Below are 19030 nucleotides of genomic sequence, written 5' to 3' on the forward strand. Positions count from 1 at the left end.
CGGCTCAGCTCTGCCAGGCCATCAGGGTCTCCACCTCGCCGGTGCGCGGCTCAAGACACTCCTCGACCACCTGGAAGCCCAGGCGCCGGTAGAAGGAGACCGCGCGCACGTTGCGCGAGAAGACACACAGCGACAGCCGTGAATGATGGGCCATGGCGTGGGCCATCAGCCGCGAGCCGTGACCGTAGCTCTGCACCTCGGGATCGACGAACAGCGCCTCGAGATGGTTACCGTTGAGGGCGGCAAAACCGATCACCCGCCCCTCGACCTCCAGCACCAGCAGCTCGTCGGCGCCAGGCAGGCGCTCCTCGGCCATGGCATCGAAATGCGACTCCCAATAGTCCGCAGGGATGAAGTCGTGGGCCCGACACGAGGCACGCAGCCAGATATCGGCCAGCTGCGGAATCTCCTGGGGGACGGCGGGACGAATCATCGCTTTTCTCCAACGGGCTGAACCAGCGAGCATGTGTCATCGTGGGGCCATCCCTTCAGTGTACCGTTGAGGGACAGCCCGTGCCCGAGCAATTCCGGGGCCCGGCGCGAGGGGATATACTGCCCACCCGAATGCCTACCCCCTGCCCAAGGGAGATCCCCCATGCAGCCGCGCCGCCCCCTTCGTCCCCTCCTGCTTCGACTCTCCGCCGGTCTGCTGACCGCCGGACTGCTCGCCGCCTGCGCCAGCCCCCACTATCTGCAGCTCAACCCCCAGCGCAGCGCCGAGGTACCGGTCACCGGCAACGGCCAGGCGGTCACGGTGATCGCCGTGGACGGCCGCGACAGCGAGGTGATCGGCACCCGCACCGGCAGCGCCATGTCGACGGCCATCATCACGGTCAACGCCCACGAGCTGGTGCCGCACCTGCAGCGTGAAGCGGAGCGCGCGGTGCGCGACATGGGCTTCAGCCCCACCGCCGAGAACGCGCCGGGGCGGCCCAGCCTGACCCTGACCCTGGACCACCTGGGCTACGCGCGCGGCCAGAGCCGACCGGTGATCGACGAGGCGCGCCTGGAGGCGGTACTCATCGCAGAGGCGGTCAACGGTGGCAGCACCTACACCGGGACCTATACCTCGCGCCGCACCCAGAGCTATGCCGTGCGCCCGGACCGCGATACCAACGCCCGCATGGTCAACGACCTGCTCTCCGATGGCCTCAACCGCGCCTTCCGGGATCCGGAGCTGGGCCAGCTGCTGGCGCGATGACTCGGCCGGAGCCTGCCACGAAAAAGCAGCGAGGGCGCCCACTGGGCGCCCTCGCTGCATCTGATGTTCCCGCGCTACTCCAGCGGCCCGCGGCGCACCAGCGCCCAGACACTCTCGCGAAAGCCGCTGCCCGCCTGCGGTTCGCCCTGCGCCAGCAGGGTGACCCGGAAGTTGGGAGAGAACAGCTCCTGGACCTCATCGGGCGACACGCTGAACGGCGGGCCGCCCTCATCGCCCGGCTTGCGCTCGAGGCTGATCAGCAGGCCACGGCTGCCGGGCGGCACCAGCTGCGCCAGATGAAAGGCATAGCGCTGGCGAGTGGCCGGCGGCAGCGAGATCAACGAAGCGCGGTCGTAGAAGGCCCCGATCTCCGCCGCTTGCTCGATATGGAAATGGAAGAAGTCCCCCTGCCACAGCTCCACGTTGCCCTGGCGGCAGATCTGGAACCCCGCCTGATGGTAGCGGGTGGCGACGCCCTGCCCCTCGGCGATGAACTGCTCGATGGCCTCCGGCGCCAGTTCGATCCCCAGCACCGGATGGTCCCCGCTGGCCAGCCAGCGCATGTCCAGGCTCTTGCCACACAGCGGCACCAGCACCTTGGTGCCGGGCCTTACCTCCAGGCCCGGCCAGTGGGCCACCAGCATCGAGTGGGGGCGATCGCGGTGGAAACCGATGCGCCCCTCACGCCAGCGATCCAGCCATTCGTTGGCCATCACCCTCTCCTCAGAACCAGCGGTCGCGCTTGCTCTTGCGGCGCGGCAGGTGGGGGACGATCAGCCCTACCAGCAGGCCGGCGCCTGCCACCCCGCCGCCATACATGAAGTAGCGCATCAGCAGGTCCTCCTCCTGGGTCTCCAGGCGCGCCTGCAGCTGTCGGATGGTCTGGCGAGACTGCTCGCTCTCGGCGTCCAGCGCCTGGTTGCGGGACTCGAGCTCGACGATGCGCGCCTCGCGGGTCTCCAGAGCCTCGCGCTGGGCGGAGGTGCGACTCTCCCACTGCTCGTTGATGCCATCGAGCTCGGCGGAGAGCTCGGCCACCTGCTGCTCCAGTTCCGGCACGCGCACCTGGGCGCTGGGAACGTCCTGCAGCTCGCTGGTGAGAATCCAGACGGTGTTGCCGTCGGCATTCTGCACCCGGCTGTAGTCGCCGCTGGTCTCGAGCCGTTCCACCGGCTCACCGGCGGTCAGGGTGCCGATGATGCGGTAGCCATCGGTGGGGCCGCTGCGCACATAGGTGGTGAGGGAATCGCTGACCCAGTGGGTCGCGTCGTTCTGCTGGGCTTGGAGTGGCAGGGCAAGGAGCCCCAGGGCAAGGCCCAGGCTGAGTCGTCTGATGTCGTGTCGTGTCATGCCGTTGTCCTGGCTAAAGCTGGCGGATTTCCACTCTGGCGCGACCGGTGTCCGACGCCGGCTTCCTGCCGACGCCGCTGCGATGAGACGGCCATTCGCGCTCGGCCGGTATATCGGCCGTTTTCCACAGGAGCTTTTCCACAGCTCCTGTGGACAAGGTTCGGGACAACCGCTGGAAAGGAGCCCACCAGCGGCGTGGCGCCTGCCCTGTGCCCTTGTTGATCATTTCGTGACCAGCGTTCTTCAGCGCTCCGGAGGGGAAGGCGGCGAAAAGGGGCGCGGGAACTCGGCTACTCGACCGTCGCTCTTCACCGCCCGGGGCGTGCCTCCCCGTTCCACCTCATCGATACGCACGATGGCGTTGAGCGGCAGATAGCTGCGGATGACGCCCTCGAAGGTGAGCCGCAGCTTGTCCGCGGAAGGGTCCACCACCAGACGGGAGGCGTCCTCGAAGACGAACTCCTCGACCTCGATGAAGCCCCACAGATCGCTCTGGAAGATCTCGCGAGCATAGAGCTCCCACACTTCTCCCTGCTGGTGGAAAACCACCCGATAAATAGGCTTCGCCGCCATGGTGCTGAGTGTCCCTCGAACCGGTGTTTCGACAAGAGGCGCAAGCGTAGCACAATCCCGCAGCCGACGGCCCATGCTGGCCCCATCGCCGGGCGACGCGTATAATCCGGGGTTACTTTTCAGTCAGCTCAGTCAGTCAGCTCAGTCGGGCCCGCCGCGGCCGCGAGTTCACGACACCTCCCCCCTTCATCCACTGGTGACAGACGTCGGGCGCCTGGCGCCACGACCCAACTCTTATGGCGAAGAAACTCTTCATCAAGACGCACGGCTGCCAGATGAACGAGTACGACTCCGCGCGCATGGCGGATCTGCTCGGCGAATCCCACCGGCTCGAGCTCACCGACGACGAGCGCGAGGCCGACGTCATCCTGCTCAACACCTGCTCGATCCGCGAGAAGGCCCAGGAAAAGGTCTTCCACCAGCTCGGCCGCTGGAAGAAGCTCAAGGAGGCCAACCCCGACCTGGTGATCGGCGTCGGCGGCTGCGTGGCCAGCCAGGAGGGCGAGGCCCTGCGCAAGCGGGCCCCCCATGTTGACATGGTGTTCGGCCCCCAGACCCTGCACCGGGTGCCCTCGATGCTCGATGCCCGCCAGCAGGAGCAGATCTCGATGGTCGACGTCACCTTCCCGGAGATCGAGAAGTTCGACCACCTGCCCAAGCCGAGCTCAGACGGGGCCACCGCCTTCGTCTCGGTGATGGAGGGCTGTTCCAAGTACTGCACCTTCTGCGTGGTGCCCTACACCCGTGGCGAGGAGGTCTCGCGCCCCTTCGAGGCGGTGATGGACGAGGTGATCCACCTGGCCGACCAGGGCGTGCGCGAGATCAACCTGCTGGGCCAGAACGTCAACGCCTACCGCGGACTCAACCAGCTCGGCGACGAGATCGACCTGGCCGAGCTGATCGGCTGCGTAGCGGCCGTCGAAGGCATCGACCGCATCCGCTTCACCACCTCGCATCCGGTGGAGTTCACCGACAGCCTGATCGAGGCCTATGGCGAGATCCCCGAGCTGGTCAGCCACCTGCACCTGCCGGTACAGGCCGGCTCCGACCGCATCCTTTCCGCCATGAAGCGGGGCCACACCGCGGAAGAGTACATCGACAAGATGGAGCGCATCCGCGAGCTGCGCCCCGACATCAGCTTCTCGTCCGACTTCATCATCGGCTTCCCCGGCGAGACCGACGAGGACTTCGCGGCCACCATGGAGCTGATCGGCCAGATCGGCTTCGACCACTCCTTCAGCTTCGTCTATTCGGCTCGCCCAGGCACGCCGGCGGCCTCGCTTGCCGACGACACGCCGGAGGCGGTCAAGAAGCAGCGCCTGGCGATCCTCCAGGAGCGCATCAACCAGCAGACGATGCAGATCAGCCGGCGCATGGTGGGCACCACCCAGCGCATCCTGGTCACCGGCTTCTCCCCCCGCGACCCGGGTCAGCTTTCCGGTCGCACCGAGAACAACCGGGTAGTCAATTTCCGCGCCGCCAACCCCACCGAGCTGATCGGCTATTTCGTCGACGTGGAGATCACCGAGGCGCTGCCCAACTCGCTGCGCGGCGAGCTCGCCTCACCGGACGTCTACTGACGCCTCGCCAAGGTGCCGTTATTGCCCCGGTATGCGCCGGGGCAGTAAGCTGCCCTAAATCCATCATCCACGGGATCCGCCAGCCTTGAGCCAGCCATCCACTCCGGCCAATCGCATCATCACTCTCAATCTCGAGCCCAATGACCCCCGCCGCCTGGCCAACCTGTGCGGCCAGCGCGACGAGCACCTCAAGCTGGTGGAGGCGCGCCTCGGCATCACCCTGCGCAACCGCGGCAATATCTTCCAGCTGGCGGGCCCCATCCACCGGGTCAAGGCCGCCGCCAACCTGCTCGAGCATCTCTACCGCGAGACCGAGGCCAGCGATCTGGAGCCGGATACCGTGCACCTCTTCCTGCAGGAGTCCGGGCTCGAGGCCCTGGAGGAGGATGAGGGCAATGAGGGTAGCGACGAGGTGCTGCTGCGCACCCCGCGCACCCTGATCAAGCCCCGCGGCCTCAACCAGCAGGCCTATGTGCAGAGCATCCGCGCCCACGACATCAACTTCGGCATCGGTCCGGCCGGCACCGGCAAGACCTACCTGGCCGTGGCCGCCGCGGTGGAGGCGCTCAACCAGCAGGAGGTGCGTCGCATTCTGCTGGTGCGCCCGGCGGTGGAGGCCGGCGAGAAGCTCGGCTTCCTGCCTGGCGACCTGGCCCAGAAGATCGACCCCTACCTGCGCCCTCTGTATGACGCCCTCTACGAGATGATCGGCTTCGAGCAGGTCGCCAAGCTGATCGAGCGCCAGGTGATCGAGATCGCCCCGCTGGCCTACATGCGAGGTCGCACCCTCAACAACGCCTTCATCATCCTCGACGAGAGCCAGAACACCACCCGCGAGCAGATGAAGATGTTCCTGACCCGCATCGGCTTCGGCTCCACCGCGGTGATCACCGGCGACGTAACCCAGGTCGACCTCCCCCGCGGACAGACCTCGGGGCTGATCCAGGTACTGGAGGTCCTGAAGGGAACACCGGGAATCGGCACCACTCACTTTGCCGCCAAGGACGTGGTACGCCACCCGCTGGTGCAGCGCATCATCGAGGCCTACGATCACTTCGAGGCCGGGCAGGAGGTCGCCGAGCGCGCCCGCAAGGAGGCCAGAGAGCAGGAACGCGAGGCGCTACGTCAGGAACGCCAGGAGCGTCTAGACCGTGAGCGAGGCGAGTCATGAGCCCCCTCCGGGTCGATCGCCAGGTAGCCATCGAGGCCGAGGACCTGCCGAGCCAGGCCGACCTGGAGGCCTGGGTGGCCGCCGTGTTTGACCGCCATGAGGTGGCCGATGACAGCGAGCTGACCGTGCGCCTGGTGGACGTCGAGGAGAGCCGACAGCTCAACCGTGACTATCGCGGCCATGACAAGCCCACCAACGTGCTCTCCTTCCCCTTCGAGTGCCCGCCCGGCGTCGCGCTGCCACTGCTTGGCGACCTGCTGATCTGCCATCCGGTGGTGGCGGCCGAGGCCGCCGAGCAGGACAAGTCCCGACGCGATCACTACGCTCACATGGTGGTGCATGGCACCCTGCACCTGCTGGGTCATGACCATATCGAGGATGGCGAGGCCGAGGCCATGGAGGGGCTGGAGCGGGAGATCCTGGCCGGCCTCGGCATCGACGACCCCTATCGTGAAGCCGGCAGCACTACCCGCGACGACGCCGCTACCGAGGACGAGAGACCCTACCCATGAGCGAAGACCGATCGAGCGGCCAGGGCGGCCGATCCTGGCTGGAGAAGCTGTTCAACGCCCTGTCCGGCGACAGCGACGAGCCCAGTTCCCGTGACGAGTTGCTCGCCTTCCTGCGCCAGGCGGCCAGCCGCCTGAAGCTCGAACAGGACGCCATGATGATCATCGAGGGCGCACTGAAGATCAGCGATCAGCAGGTGCGCGAGGTGCTGATCCCCCGCTCCCAGATCACCGCCATCGGCCTCGACCAGCCACTGGAGGAGTACCTGCCGATCATCCTCGAGGCCGGACACTCGCGCTATCCGGTGATCGGCGAGAACCTCGACGAGGTCAAGGGCATTCTGCTGGCCAAGGACCTGCTGCCGCTGCTCCAGGGCGGCCAGGAAAATGGCCGCCCCTTCCGCCTCGAGGAGGTGGTGCGAGCGGCGCTGTTCGTGCCGGAGTCCAAGCGGCTCAACAGCCTGCTCAAGGAATTCCAGGACACCCACAACCATATGGCGATCGTGGTGGACGAGTATGGCGGCACCGCTGGCATCGTCACCATCGAGGATATCCTCGAGGAGATCGTCGGCGAGATCGAGGACGAGCATGACGCCGACGATGAGGAGGATATCCGCGAGCTGGGCGAGGGCCGCTACGCCATCCGCGCCCTGACCCCCATCGAGGATTTCAATGAGCGCTTCGACACCCGCTTCTCCGACGAGGAGTTCGACACCCTGGGCGGCCTGGTGATGCAGCGCTTCGGCCACCTGCCCGGCCGCGGCGAACACACCGAGATCGGCGGCTGGCGCTTCATCGTGCTCAATGCCGACAATCGCCGCATCCGCCTGCTGGAAGCCGAGCCCTGCCAAGGGCCTGACGACGCCTGAGCCCTTGCAATAGCCAATGACACGGACGGTCACGATGTCTGAGCTTCGCCTCTCCCCGCTGGTCGGCTGCCTGATCGCCCTGGCGGCCGGAGTGCTTACCACCCTCACCGCCTCCCCCTTCGAGCTGTGGTGGCTCGGCCCCGTCGCCGTGGGCCTGGTCTACCTGGGCATTCACGCGCTGACACCCGGCCAGGCCGCCGTGCGCGGCTGGTGCTACGGCCTCGGGCTGTTCGGCTCCGGTGCCTCCTGGGTCTACGTCTCGATCCACGACTACGGCTACACCGGCGTGCCCCTGGCGGTGTTTCTCACCGCGCTGTTCGTGGCCAGCATGGCGTTGTTCCTGGCGGTGACCCTGTGGCTCTATCGGCGCCTCACCGGACCCCGCCTGGCCTTCCTGTCGTTTGCCGGCGCCTGGGTGCTTGGCGAATGGCTGCGGACCTGGTTGTTCACCGGCTTTCCCTGGCTGCTGCTGGGCAGTGCCCACGTGGATTCACCGCTGGCCTCCTGGGCGCCCATCGGCGGCGTCTACCTGCTCTCGCTCATCACTGCGCTCAGTGGCACCCTGCTGGTGGAGCTCCTGTCGCGGCGCTGGTGGGCCGCCGTCCCCATCGCGGTCCTGTGGCTCGCCCCCCTGGCGCTGCCGACCCAATGGACCCAGCCCGCCGGCGAGCCGCTGCGCGTCGCCCTGCTGCAGGGCAACCTGGACCAGCTGATCAAGTGGACCCCCGAGGGCCAGCGCGAGGCCGCCAATACCTACATCGAACTGACCCGCGCCCAGCCAGACGACATCGACCTGATCGTCTGGCCCGAGGCGGCGCTGCCGATGTTCGAGGACCAGGCGCGGCCGATCCTCGAGCGGGTGCAGTCCAACCTCTCCCCCGACACTGCCCTGCTCACCGGCATCCTCCAGCGCGACGCCGAGGGTCGCTACTTCAACAGCGTGATCGGCCTGGGCCTGGCCGAAGGCCAGTACCGCAAGGAACACCTGGTACCTTTCGGCGAGTACCTGCCACTGGAGAGCCTGCTGGCAGGCACCATTGCCTTCTTCGACCTGCCGATGCCGGCCATGACCCCAGGGCCCTCGGGCCAGGCGCCGATGCGCGTCGCCGGCACCACCATCGGCAATGCCATCTGCTACGAGATCATCTACGCCGACCTGGTGGCCGAGCGCGCCCGGCACAGCGAGCTGCTGCTGACGGTCTCCAATGACACCTGGTTCGGCGAGTCCATCGGCCCCCTGCAGCACCTGCAGATGGCCCGGCTGCGGGCGCTGGAGAACGGCCGCTATCTGGTGCGCGCCACCAGCAACGGGGTGACCGTGATCGTCGACTCCCAGGGCCACATCACCGCCCGTGCGCCCCAGTTCGAGGTGGCCAGCATCACCGGCGAAGCGGTTCCCATGAGCGGCCTGACCCCCTTCACCCGCACGGGCAGCTGGCCCGCCTGGCTGCTTGCCGCGCTGCTGATACTACCCAGCCTTCGCCTGCGCCGGGAGCCGTGAGCTGGAAGCTGGAAGCTGGAAGCTGGAAGCTGGAAGGCAGCATACGCCTAGCCCAATAACCAACAACCCCGCCGTAATGGCGGGGTTGTGCATTCTTCCAGCTTAAGCCTGCGGAGCAGGCGTTCTTCAAGCTTACAGCTTCAGGCTTCCGACGAAGGCGGGATTTCGCCGAGCGCTTCGGGGATGGTCATCTTGACGTAGCGGCCGGGAGCGGGCTCGAGGATATCGAGCTCACCGTCGCCCGGCTGACGGGCCGGCACCATCTTCTCGGCGTCGGCATAGCCGTTCGAGGTCATCCACTCCTGCCAGTGGGGCCACCAGGAACCCTCGTGCTGTTCGGCGCCGGCGAGCCACTCCTCGTGGGTCTCGGGCAGGGCGTCATTGGTCCAGTAGCCGTACTTGTTCTTGTAGGGCGGATTGACGACCCCCGCAATATGGCCGGAGCCACCCAGCACGAACTTGACCGGCCCCTTGGGCAGCAGGGCGCCGTAGTAGGTGCTGTTCCACTTGGCGATGTGATCCTCCCGTGTGGAGAGGAAGTAGCTCGGGATGGAGACCTTGCGCAGGTCGATCTTGACCCCGTCCAGCTCGATGCCGCCCGGCTGCACCAGCCGGTTCTCCAGGTACATGTGTCGCAAGTACCAGCCATGGGTAGCCGCCGGCAGGTTGGTGCCGTCGGTGTTCCAGTAGAGCAGGTCGAAGGGCGCCGGCACGTCCCCCTTGAGGTAGTTGCTGATATAAAACGACCAGAAGAGATCGTTCTCGCGCAGCAGGTTGAAGCTGAAGGCCATGACCCGGCCGTCCAGATAGCCGTCACGCGCCATCTTTTCCTCGATGCCCTTCAGGACCGGCTCGGAAAGGAAGACGCCAATCTCACCCGGGTCGCGGAAGTCCTGCAGGGTGGTCATGTAGGTGACCGACTTCACCTTGCGCCCACGACGGGTGCTGGTCAGATAGGCCACGGTGGAGGCGGCCAGGGTGCCGCCCACGCAGTAACTCATCATGTTGACGGATTTCTCGCCGGTGGCCTGCTCGATCGCCTCCATGGCGTCAATGGGACCGAGTTGCATGAAGTCGGCCCACGTGAGGTCGCGCTGCGCGGGGCTCGGGTTGCGCCAGGAGATCAGGAACACGGTGTGGCCCTGGCCGACGAGCCACTTGACCAGCGAGTTGTCCTCGCGCAGATCGAGGATGTAGTACTTGTTGATCCAGGGAGGGATGACCAGCAGCGGGGTCTTGAAGACCTCCTCGGTGGTCGGCGTGTACTGGATCAGCTGGATCAGCTCGTTCTCGTAGACCACCGATCCCGGCGTCACGGCGATGTTGCTGCCGACCTCGAAGGCGCTGCGGTCGGTCATGGTGACGTTGAGGCCCTCGGCGGAGTTACCCAGGTCCTCGCGCAGCCTCGCCAGCCCGTCGACCAGATTCTGACCGCGGGTTTCCATCGTCTTGCGCATCACCTCGGGATTGGTGGTTGCGAAGTTGGTCGGCGCCATGGCGTTGACCAGCTGGCGCGCATAGAAGCCCAGTCGATGCTTCTGGTCTGCGGGCAGGTCGAGGCCTTCGATCAGCTCCTCTACCATGCGTGAGAAGAGCAGGTACTGCTGCATGATCGCCAGGTAGTAGGGATCGCTGGTCCAGGCATCGTCCTTGAAGCGGCGGTCACCCTTCGGCGGCGTCACCAGCGGTTCGACCTGCTCACCGGACATGGCGCGCATGCCGTTCTGCCACAGCTGGAACTGGTCCTGCATCAGCCGCGCCTGGGTCTGCCACAGCTGGGGAGGATTGCCCATCAGTGACTCGGCGGCCGCCTGAAAGCTGTCACGCATGTCCCCGTAGATGGAATCGGCGGCATCGCTGGGCACGATGCGCTCCAGCAGATCGCCCATCAGAGCGCGATACTCCTCGCCGATCTCCTTCAGCTGGGCGTTCCACGCCTCGAGCTCGGCCTGTGTCGGTGCTTCAACCCCTGGCTGCATTGACCCCTCCTGGCGCGCCGATCACCCTCTGGGGTGCCGGCTGCGAAAAAACAAAACCCGCCACCCGTTGCACACGGGTAGCGGCCTGGTCAGCGGCACGCCTGGGCGTGCCGCTGGTTGTGTTCATCCGGCGACGCCGACTCAGCTCTTGCTGGCACCGCGCGCGGAAGTGGCCTTGGCGGTTTCGGCCTTCTCCGGCTCGCCACCGGCGGCCTTGGCTGCGACCTTCTCGGCCATCTTGGCCTGCTCGGCGAACAGCGTCTCCAACTCGGTCTTGAACTCCTGGCTCATCTCGGAGAGCGCCTTGGCGTCTTCGAGCATCTGCTGGGAGAGCTGGTTCATCACCTCCGCCTGACGGGCGCTGAACGCCTGCATGGAATCGGTGTCGCTCACCTCGCTGGCGTCGCGCAGCTGCTCGGTACCGAGCTGGCTGTAGCGCTTCATGGACTCCATCTGGTACTGGGTCAGCTTCTCCATGTTGTCCAGCATGAGGGAGTTGAGCTTGCGCATCGGCTCGAAGAACTGGCGAGTCTGCTCGTTGAAGGTTTCGATCATCTTGTCTTGCATGGGACTTCCTCCCGAAACGGTGACGATTGACGGACGGCGCGCCCGACAACATGTTGCACTGCACAAAGCGTAGTCTGCCATGCCCCATGTTGCAAGACGATAAAAGGGCTAACGAGGTCACTCGCCCTTGGGTTTCGCCCGGGAGCGAGCGCTGGCGGTGCTCTTCTTCGCCGCGCCGCCGCTGCCTGTAGCCTTGCTCGACGCGCTCGAGGAGCCGGCGAACTCCGCGGCCTTGCTCTTCGACGCCCTGGCCTCGTCGGACTCACCCTGAGATGCGCTCTGGCCGGCCTGCTTGAGCATGTCGAGCATCATCTGCTGATAGGTACCGAAGCTGGACAGCCCCTGGGAAAGCCCTTGGGAGAGCCCCTGGGTCAGCCCCGGCCCCATGCCCGACTGCTGGAGGAAGGGCTGCATCAGGCTCATGGGGTCATAGCCCTCGACGCCAGATTCCATCTGCTCCTTGATTTGGCTCAGCAGCTGCTGCTGGAAGACCGCCACATCAGGCAGGCCAAGCGACTGGCGAAACTCCTCGGGGGTCAGGTCGAACTCGACATTGATCTTCATGGCATTGCCCTTGCGATGGTGATGCCAGGCAGTGTAGCAGCCCATGCACTGCCTGGCGGAGCCATCCTCAACGCAGCACCGGGGTCTCCACGCGCACCCCGGCGTTCTGGCCGCGATGGCGCAGCAGGTGGTCCATCAGCGTCAGTGCCATCATCGCCTCGGCGATGGGCGTGGCGCGAATGCCCACGCAAGGGTCATGGCGTCCCTTGGTGACCACCTCTACCGCCTTGCCGTGGACGTCGATGCTGCGCCCGGGGGTGGTGATGCTGGAGGTGGGCTTGAGGGCCAGGTGGGCGACAATGGCCTGGCCGCTGGAGATGCCGCCCAGCACCCCGCCGGCATGGTTGGAGAGGAAGCCCTCAGGGGTCATCTCGTCGCGGTGCTCGCTGCCGCGGCTGGCTACGGATGTGAAGCCGTCGCCGATCTCAACGCCCTTCACCGCGTTGATGCTCATCAGGCCGTGGGCCAGCTCGGCGTCCAGGCGATCGAACACCGGTTCGCCGAGTCCGGGGGGCACGCCCTCGGCCACCACCGTGATCTTCGCGCCCACCGAATCCTGGTCGCGGCGCAGCTGGTCCATGTAGGCCTCGAGCTCCGCCACCCGCGCCGGGTCGGGACAGAAGAAGGGGTTGTCGTCCACCGATTCCCACTCCTGGAAGGCGATCTCGATGGGCCCCAGCTGACTCATGTAGCCGCGCACGGTGATGCCCTGAGTGGCCAGGTACTGCTTGGCGATGGCCCCGGCGGCCACCCGCATGGCGGTCTCCCGGGCGCTGGAGCGCCCGCCGCCGCGGTAGTCGCGGATACCGTACTTGTGGTGATAGCTGTAGTCGGCGTGAGCCGGGCGGAACTGGTCCTTGATGTTGCCGTAGTCCTTGGAGCGCTGATCGGTGTTCTCGATCAGCAGGCCGATCGAGGTGCCGGTGGTGACCCCCTCGAAGACCCCGGAGAGGATCTTCACCTGGTCGGGCTCGCGGCGCTGGGTGGTGTGGCGGGAGGTGCCGGGGCGACGGCGGTCGAGGTCACGCTGCAGATCCTGCTCGCTGAGGGGCAGCCCCGGCGGGCAGCCATCGACGATGGCACCCAGCGCGGGGCCGTGGCTCTCGCCGAAGGTGGTGACGGTAAACAGCTTGCCGAAGGTGTTGCCGGACATGGGCGCTTCTCCTTGAAAGGGCGTGGATCAGGCGAAGGACGCCGCATGGGCGTCGAGTTCATCGGCGGTGAGGGCGAACACCCCCTGACCACCGCGCTCGAATTCGAGCCACAGGAAGGGCACCTCGGGGAAGGCGGCCTCCAGGTGGTGGTCGGAGTTGCCGACCTCGACGACCAGCACGCCGCGCTCGGTGAGATGCTCGCGAGCCTCGCCCAGGATGCACCGCACGATGTCGAGGCCGTCGCTGCCGGCGCCCAGCGCCAGGGCCGGCTCGTGGCGAAACTCGGCGGGCATGGTGGCCAGGTCGCGGATATCCACATAGGGCGGGTTGGAGACGATCAGGTCGTAGCGCCCTGGCAGCGCGGCAAACAGGTCGGACTCCACGGCACGCACACGCTCGCCCACGTCGTGACGGGTGATGTTCTGGCGGGCCACCGCCAGGGCCTCCTGGCTGATATCGCCGAGATCCACCTCGCAGGTGGGCAGGTGCAGGGCGGTGGCGATGCCGATGCAGCCGGAGCCGGCACACAGGTCGAGCACCCGGGCCGGCGGCTCCTCGGGGAACCAGGCGGCGAAACCGTGCTCGATCAGCTCGGCGATGGGCGAGCGCGGGATCAACACGCGGTCGTCCACGTCGAAGGGGTAGCCGGCGAAGAAGGCCTCGCCCAGCAGGTAGGGCAGCGGGCGGCGTGTGGTGATGCGCTCGCGCACCAGGGCCACGATGCGGCCGCGCTCGACGGGCAGCAGGCGGGCGTCGAGCACCGCCGGGTCGACGTTCCAGGGCAGATGCAGGGCGCCCAGGGTCAGCGCCACCGCCTCGTCCCAGGCGGACTCGGTGCCGTGGCCGTAGAAGAGCCCGGCCAGGAAGAACTCGCTGGCCGCCCAGCGCAGGCAGTCGCGCAAGGTCACCAGGCCATCGCGCAGCTCGGCGTCGGGAAGGGTCAGGGTCGAGGAGGAGTCATTGCGAGCGGCCACGTGGTGTCCTGTGGTTGTCGGCGGGGGGAACGATTGTAACCGTCGAGACGGTTCACAGCCACGTCACGCTGGTTATACTGGCCCCCCCTTACCCCACCTGGCCCCGACCGCCATGAGCCGAGACCGCCACCGCCCGGACGACGACGAGATCAGCGCCTTCCACCAGGCGCTGCGCGAGGCTGGCGTGCGCCGCCTGCGCACCAACCGCGCCGACCCCGGTCGTCCGCGGCGGGAGGATGCGGCCGCCGCCGAGCGCCGCGCCGCCGCCCAGGCCGCCAGCGAGGCTGGCGGTAGCGGCCGCACCTCCGACGGGCGGGTCGAGGCCGTTCGCCCCTCGGAGTATCTGGAGTTTGCCCTGCCCGACCTGCCCTGGCGCACCCGCCAGCGGCTAAAGCGCGGCCAGCTGGCCTGGGAAGCGGGGCTGGACCTGCACGGCCACACCCTGGAGGAGGCCCGCACCGAACTGGAGGCCTTCCTGCGCGAGGCGAGCGCCGAGCGGCGCCGCTGCGTGCTGGTGGTCCACGGCAAGGCGTGGGGCGCCACCAGCGACTATCCGGTGATCAAGAGCCACGTCAATGCCTGGCTGCGCGAGTGGCCAGCCGTACTGGCCTTCACGTCGGCCATCGAGGCCGACGGCGGCACCGGCGCCGTCTACGTGCTGCTGCGCCGCCGCGGCGAGGTCTGAACCCTCCTCAATCGCCCGGCTCGGGCACACCCGGGAACAGAGGCTGTGGGTGCTTCGGCTCCACCCCGATGCCACGCGCGCCCCAGCCGGGGTGACGGCGCCCCTCGAAGCGATCCAGCGCCTCCACCGTCAGATGGTGACCCAGGGCGATCAGCGCCTCGGCGCGGTGGAACTCGTAGGCGCCGCACACGGTCTTGGGCACCTCGATCAGCACGTCTGGCGGATAGCCCGCCACCTTGTACTTGGCCAGGGCCGCCTGGGTGATGTCGAACGACTCCAGCACCATGTCCAGCCTTCCCCACTCCCGGCGTCGGATGCCAACCTCGCTCTGGTCACCCTCCCTGTCATCAACACGGCCGTAGCCCGCACTCAAGCCATTGAACCAGCGACTTGCGGCGCTCTTCACCTCCTCGACCCAGCCGCCGAAGTCGATGCCGCCGGCGTCTCGCGCTCGCTCTCGGGCACGCTCCTCCTCGGCCTGATCCGGAGGCAGCAGCTCCTCCAGGGTCACTGGACGCGGGCTGTGGGCGGTGACGTTGACCGCCATCACGAAGTCGGCGTGGGCGGAAACGGTGGGCATGATCGGCAGCGGGTTGAGAAGGCCGCCGTCCACCAGCACCTGGTCCCCGCGGTGCACCGGGGTGATCACGCCGGGCACCGCGATGGAGGCGCGGACCGCCTCCAGCAGCGGTCCGCTCTGGAACCATACCTCACGCTGGCGAGTGAGGTCGGTGGCCACGGTGGTGACGGGGATAGGCAAATCCTCGATGCGCACGTCGCCGACCAGGGACTCCAGCTTCTCCATTACCTTGTTGGCACGCATGGCACCCATGGGGCTCCAGGTGACGTCCACCAGCCTGAGCACGTCGAAGTAGTCGAGGCGACAGACCCAGTCGCGATAGCCCTTGAGCTGCCCAGCCGCATAGACGCCGCCGATCAGAGCGCCCATGGAGCAGCCGGCGATCGCCACTATCTCGTAGCCCCGCGATTCGAGCTCATCGATGACCCCGATATGGGCATAGCCGCGCGCACCGCCGCTGCCCAGCACCAGGGCGACCCGCTTGCCATCCTGTCCTGCTATGCTCATGACCCTCACTCCTCTGCCGAGTGGCCGGTGTCATCGCTCCATGCCGCGACCGTGGCGGCCACCTCGGCCACGGCGTCTGCCTCAAGATGCAGGTGGTGGCCGCCGGGAAGCACCCGGCGCACGAGCTCCGGAAGGGCCGAGCGTGCCGCACAGGCACGCTCGCTATCGCCCAGGATTCCCGTCTCCCCTTCGACCAGCAGCGTCGGGCAGCGGATCGTGCCCAGGCAGGCCAGCACCTGCTCCGGGCAGAAGCGCACCGGCGACGGCCGGACCAGGCGGCCATCGGTGCGCAGGCCGACCCGCCCCCCCTCCAGCACCAGCAGGTTTCTCTCGACCAGTGGGGCGGCGGTGTCGGCATCGATGGGCGTGGCGCCACCCGCGACCCGCGCCGCCACGGCGGTCTTGCTGTCAGGATAGTGCGGTGCCGGGGAGGACGCGCGACGATGAGCCAGCAGGCCTCGGCGCAACTGACCGGGGGCGCGCTCGGCCTCGGTGGTCACCGCCCCCAGGCCATCGATCAGCACCAGCCGAGAGAGCCGCTCGGGCAGCGCCGCCGCGGTCAGGCAGGCGACCCCTGCGCCCATGGAGTGGGCCAGCAGCGTCAGTCGCTCGAGGCCCAGCGACTCGGCGGCATCCAGCACGTCGTGGCAGTAGTCCCACAGGGCGTAGTCGCCCGGCGAATGGGCCGAGTGGCCATGACCGGCGAAGTCCAGCGCCACCACCCGGATACCCAGTCGCGCCACCAGCCGCGGCGCCAGCCGCGAGAAGCTGGCGGCGTTGTCGAGCCAGCCGTGCAGGGCCAGCCAGGTGGGTGCGCCCTCCTCGCCCCAGGTCAGGGCCGCCAGGCGGCCGTGGGCCAGGCGCAGTTCACCGGGATCAGTCATGGACGCATCTCCAGCAGGGAATCGAGGGTCTCGAGCAGGATCTCGCGGGCCTCGGCCGGGTGCTCCATGGGGAACATGTGGGTCCCTGGCACCAGGGTCACCGGCACCCCGTGGCGCTCCAGGCGCCGTCGACGGCGCGGCGTAAGCAGGTCGGAGTCCTCACCGGCGAGCAGCGCATGGGGTACCCGCAGCCGCCTCGGCAGGTCGCCCAGGTGGTCCGGCAGATGACAGAAGATCTCCACCTCCACCTCGGGGTCGTAGACCAGCACCGCCTGGCCATCGTCGAGCAGCCGGGTCCCCCCCTCCACATAGTCGTCCAGGGCCTCGGAGGTGAAGCGCCGGAACAGCCGGCGACGGCGCAGCGAATGACGCATGGCATCGCGGTCGGGCCACAGGGTGCGCCGACCGCGGCTATAGCGCGCCGGAGTCACCCGCTCCACGAAGCCGAAGCGCTTGGCGGCCTTCATGGCCCAGGCATCGAGCCCCAGCATCAGTGGCGGGTCGAGCATCACCACGCAGCGAAAGCGCTCGGGAGCGGCCTCGGCTGCCATGGCCATCAAGACCCCGCCCATGGAATGGCCCACCCCAATCACGGGACCCTCGAGATCCTCGAGGTAGTGAAGCAGCTCGTCGCGCAAGACCAGCCAGTTGTGGCCCACCGGAAAGTCGGGATGGTGGCCCAGGCGATCGAGGGGATGGACATCGAAGCGCTCGGCCAGGGGGCCGAGGAAGCTGCGATAGCTCGAGCCGGGAAAGCCGTTGGCGTGGGCGAAGAGCAGGCGGTGACGGTCGGGTGATGGGGTCATGGCGGCATCCGTGGTCTGGCGGGCAGGGCCCTTCTGGCCGTAGCAGGCTAACGGGATTACCATGATTCGCCAAGTCACCTTCCCGCCTGCCCTTTCTCTGGAGCCCCTGTGAACTCGACCCCCAAGCCCCCTCGCGACACCCGAACCCGCAACCGGATCTTCTTCACCGCCGTAATCGCCGCGATCATCCTCGGCCTGTGGCTGGCTCGCTAGGAGCCGGCCCCATGAACCTTTACGCCCTCTTCACTCAGACCCTCGAGGTCACCCTGCCGGTGTTCGCCATGGTCTTCATCGGTCTGGGCCTCAAACGCGCCGGGTGGATCGATGCCGCCTTCGTCTCTACCGCCTCACAGCTGGTGTTCCGCGGCACCATGCCGGCGCTGATCTTTCTCAGCATCATCAAGGCCGACCTGGACGCGACCCTCAACCCCAAGCTGCTGGCTTTCTTCGCCCTGGCCACTCTGGGCAGCTTCCTGTTCTGCTGGGGCTGGGCCCGGCTGCGGGTGCCCTATCAGGAGCGCGGGGTCTATATCCAGGGGGCCTTTCGCGGCAACTGCGGCATCGTGGGGCTGGCGCTGGCGGCGGGCATGTACGGCGACTACGGGCTCTCCGCCGGGGGGCTGCTGCTGGGGGTGGTGATCCTGACCTACAACGCCTTCTCGGTAGTGGCACTGGCCACCTATCAGGAGGGCCAGAGCGCGGACTGGCGCAGCATCCTGTCGCATATCGCGCGCAACCCGCTGATCCTCGCCGTGGTGGCGGCGATCCCGGTGGCTGCCCTGGAGCTGCAACTGCCCGGCTGGCTGATGACCTCGGGGGAGTACTTCGCCTCGCTCACCCTGCCGCTGGCGCTGATCTGCATCGGCGCCACCCTGTCGTTGAACGCCATCCGCGAGTCCGGCCGCCTGGCCACCAGCGCCAGCCTGCTGAAGATGGTCACGGTGCCGGTGCTGGCCACCACGGCGGCCTGGCTGGCCGGCTTCGAGGGCCGCGAGCTGGGGGTGATGTTCCTGTTCTTCGCCAGCCCCACCGCGGCGGCCGCCTTCGTGATGACCAAGGCGATGGGCGGCAACGCCGTGCTCAGCGCCAACATCATCGCCCTGACCACCCTGATGGCCAGCCTGACGATCACCGTCGGAGCATTCGCCTTGAAGGTGGCGGGGTTGATCTGAGCGAGATGGCGCTGCTCAGCGCGTTCTCTAACTGCATCGCCCTGACTACCCTGATGGCCAGCCTGACGATTACCGTCGGGGCATTCGCCTTGAAGGTGGCGGGGTTGATCTGAGGTTCTTCGCACTTTGGCGTGAACCTGTTCTGCAGGAGGCGCACTGTGGGAGCCTGGCTTTGCCGGGCGAATGGAGGCCGTAGGACTCCTAAGCGACTGGCTTCAACACATTTAACACCGCCGAGGCGCCTTCGCCGCGGTTCGTCGCTTCGGCGAAGGGAGACCGAAGGGCTCCTGGCGGGTAGGCGGAAACGCAAGCAACGCTGCCGGGGCGCCTGCGGCGCCATTCGCTCGGCGGAGCCGATCTCCCACCAGTCGTCTGAAGCCTCACCAAGGGAAGAGACCGCCCCG

The 19030-nt window shown here is 67.4% G+C and carries 20 protein-coding genes; 8 read left to right on the plus strand and 12 right to left on the minus strand.

What is annotated here, in order from left to right; genetic code table 11:
* Positions 1–4 precede the first annotated feature (4 nt).
* A complete protein-coding gene (locus tag ACM26W_RS13645) occupies positions 5–433 on the minus strand; it encodes a GNAT family N-acetyltransferase (RefSeq protein ID WP_416137518.1) in 429 nt (142 codons plus the stop codon).
* A gap of 162 nt (positions 434–595) precedes the next feature.
* On the opposite strand from ACM26W_RS13645, the gene ACM26W_RS13650 reads away from it, so the two are divergent.
* Positions 596–1201, plus strand: coding sequence for a YajG family lipoprotein (locus tag ACM26W_RS13650; RefSeq protein WP_416137519.1), 606 nt, complete (start codon positions 596–598; stop codon positions 1199–1201).
* A 74-nt stretch (positions 1202–1275) separates the two neighbouring features.
* Here ACM26W_RS13650 and ACM26W_RS13655 read toward each other — a convergent pair whose 3' ends face one another.
* The 3 genes from ACM26W_RS13655 to ACM26W_RS13665 form a co-directional block, all read right to left on the minus strand.
* Entirely contained in the window at positions 1276–1914 is a 639-nt protein-coding gene (locus tag ACM26W_RS13655) for a thiopurine S-methyltransferase (protein WP_416137520.1), read from the minus strand.
* Between the two features lie 10 nt (positions 1915–1924).
* Positions 1925–2551 carry a TIGR04211 family SH3 domain-containing protein gene (locus ACM26W_RS13660; protein WP_416137521.1) on the minus strand — a complete coding sequence of 209 codons (627 nt, stop codon included), beginning with the start codon at positions 2549–2551 and terminating at the stop codon, positions 1925–1927.
* A gap of 243 nt (positions 2552–2794) precedes the next feature.
* Complete coding sequence (locus tag ACM26W_RS13665) at positions 2795–3124, minus strand: DUF1820 family protein (protein WP_416137522.1); 330 nt, start codon at positions 3122–3124, stop codon at positions 2795–2797.
* Between the two features lie 236 nt (positions 3125–3360).
* Here ACM26W_RS13665 and miaB point away from each other — a divergent pair, with 236 nt between their 5' ends.
* The 5 genes from miaB (at position 3361) to lnt (ending at position 8754) form a co-directional block, all read left to right on the plus strand.
* Positions 3361–4704 carry a tRNA (N6-isopentenyl adenosine(37)-C2)-methylthiotransferase MiaB gene (miaB, locus tag ACM26W_RS13670; RefSeq protein WP_416137523.1) on the plus strand — a complete coding sequence of 448 codons (1344 nt, stop codon included), beginning with the start codon at positions 3361–3363 and terminating at the stop codon, positions 4702–4704.
* A gap of 85 nt (positions 4705–4789) precedes the next feature.
* Positions 4790–5875 carry a PhoH family protein gene (locus ACM26W_RS13675; protein ID WP_416137524.1) on the plus strand — a complete coding sequence of 362 codons (1086 nt, stop codon included), beginning with the start codon at positions 4790–4792 and terminating at the stop codon, positions 5873–5875.
* Positions 5872–6387, plus strand: coding sequence for an rRNA maturation RNase YbeY (ybeY, locus tag ACM26W_RS13680; RefSeq protein ID WP_416137525.1), 516 nt, complete (start codon positions 5872–5874; stop codon positions 6385–6387). The genes ACM26W_RS13675 and ybeY overlap by 4 nt, the downstream gene beginning before the upstream one ends.
* The gene (locus ACM26W_RS13685; RefSeq protein WP_416137526.1) at positions 6384–7253 is read left to right on the plus strand and encodes an HlyC/CorC family transporter; all 870 of its coding nucleotides are present in this window, start codon (positions 6384–6386) and stop codon (positions 7251–7253) included. Before ybeY ends, ACM26W_RS13685 begins: the two co-directional genes overlap by 4 nt.
* A 34-nt stretch (positions 7254–7287) precedes the next feature.
* A complete protein-coding gene (lnt, locus tag ACM26W_RS13690; RefSeq protein ID WP_416137527.1) occupies positions 7288–8754 on the plus strand; it encodes an apolipoprotein N-acyltransferase in 1467 nt (488 codons plus the stop codon).
* A 140-nt stretch (positions 8755–8894) separates the two neighbouring features.
* Here lnt and phaC read toward each other — a convergent pair whose 3' ends face one another.
* The 5 genes from phaC to prmB all read right to left on the minus strand — a co-directional run bounded on the left by phaC (position 8895) and on the right by prmB (position 13992).
* Positions 8895–10733 carry a class I poly(R)-hydroxyalkanoic acid synthase gene (gene phaC, locus ACM26W_RS13695; RefSeq protein WP_416137528.1) on the minus strand — a complete coding sequence of 613 codons (1839 nt, stop codon included), beginning with the start codon at positions 10731–10733 and terminating at the stop codon, positions 8895–8897.
* A 141-nt stretch (positions 10734–10874) separates the two neighbouring features.
* Positions 10875–11300, minus strand: coding sequence for a phasin family protein (locus ACM26W_RS13700; RefSeq protein WP_416137529.1), 426 nt, complete (start codon positions 11298–11300; stop codon positions 10875–10877).
* A gap of 117 nt (positions 11301–11417) precedes the next feature.
* The gene (locus ACM26W_RS13705) at positions 11418–11864 is read right to left on the minus strand and encodes a hypothetical protein (protein WP_416137530.1); all 447 of its coding nucleotides are present in this window, start codon (positions 11862–11864) and stop codon (positions 11418–11420) included.
* Between the two features lie 67 nt (positions 11865–11931).
* A complete protein-coding gene (gene aroC, locus ACM26W_RS13710) occupies positions 11932–13017 on the minus strand; it encodes a chorismate synthase (RefSeq protein WP_416137531.1) in 1086 nt (361 codons plus the stop codon).
* A gap of 27 nt (positions 13018–13044) precedes the next feature.
* Positions 13045–13992: a 50S ribosomal protein L3 N(5)-glutamine methyltransferase gene (prmB, locus tag ACM26W_RS13715; RefSeq protein ID WP_416137532.1), complete on the minus strand. Its 948-nt coding sequence runs from the start codon at positions 13990–13992 to the stop codon at positions 13045–13047.
* A gap of 112 nt (positions 13993–14104) precedes the next feature.
* Between prmB and ACM26W_RS13720 the strand changes: the two genes are divergently transcribed.
* Entirely contained in the window at positions 14105–14677 is a 573-nt protein-coding gene (locus ACM26W_RS13720) for a Smr/MutS family protein (protein ID WP_416137533.1), read from the plus strand.
* Positions 14678–14684: 7 nt separating this feature from the next.
* Here the strand turns inward: ACM26W_RS13720 and ACM26W_RS13725 are convergent, their stop codons facing one another.
* The 3 genes from ACM26W_RS13725 to ACM26W_RS13735 are packed head-to-tail and all read right to left on the minus strand — an operon-like array spanning position 14685 to position 17454.
* Positions 14685–15764, minus strand: coding sequence for a patatin-like phospholipase family protein (locus ACM26W_RS13725; RefSeq protein WP_416137534.1), 1080 nt, complete (start codon positions 15762–15764; stop codon positions 14685–14687).
* A gap of 5 nt (positions 15765–15769) precedes the next feature.
* The gene (locus ACM26W_RS13730; protein ID WP_416137535.1) at positions 15770–16648 is read right to left on the minus strand and encodes an alpha/beta fold hydrolase; all 879 of its coding nucleotides are present in this window, start codon (positions 16646–16648) and stop codon (positions 15770–15772) included.
* A complete protein-coding gene (locus tag ACM26W_RS13735) occupies positions 16645–17454 on the minus strand; it encodes an alpha/beta fold hydrolase (RefSeq protein ID WP_416140895.1) in 810 nt (269 codons plus the stop codon). Before ACM26W_RS13735 ends, ACM26W_RS13730 begins: the two co-directional genes overlap by 4 nt.
* A gap of 224 nt (positions 17455–17678) precedes the next feature.
* Between ACM26W_RS13735 and ACM26W_RS13740 the strand changes: the two genes are divergently transcribed.
* Positions 17679–18626, plus strand: coding sequence for an AEC family transporter (locus ACM26W_RS13740; RefSeq protein WP_416137536.1), 948 nt, complete (start codon positions 17679–17681; stop codon positions 18624–18626).
* The last annotated feature ends 404 nt before the right edge of the window (positions 18627–19030 follow it).

Origin of the sequence: Halomonas sp. HK25 (assembly GCF_047795635.1) — a bacterium.
Lineage (GTDB): Bacteria > Pseudomonadota > Gammaproteobacteria > Pseudomonadales > Halomonadaceae > Halomonas.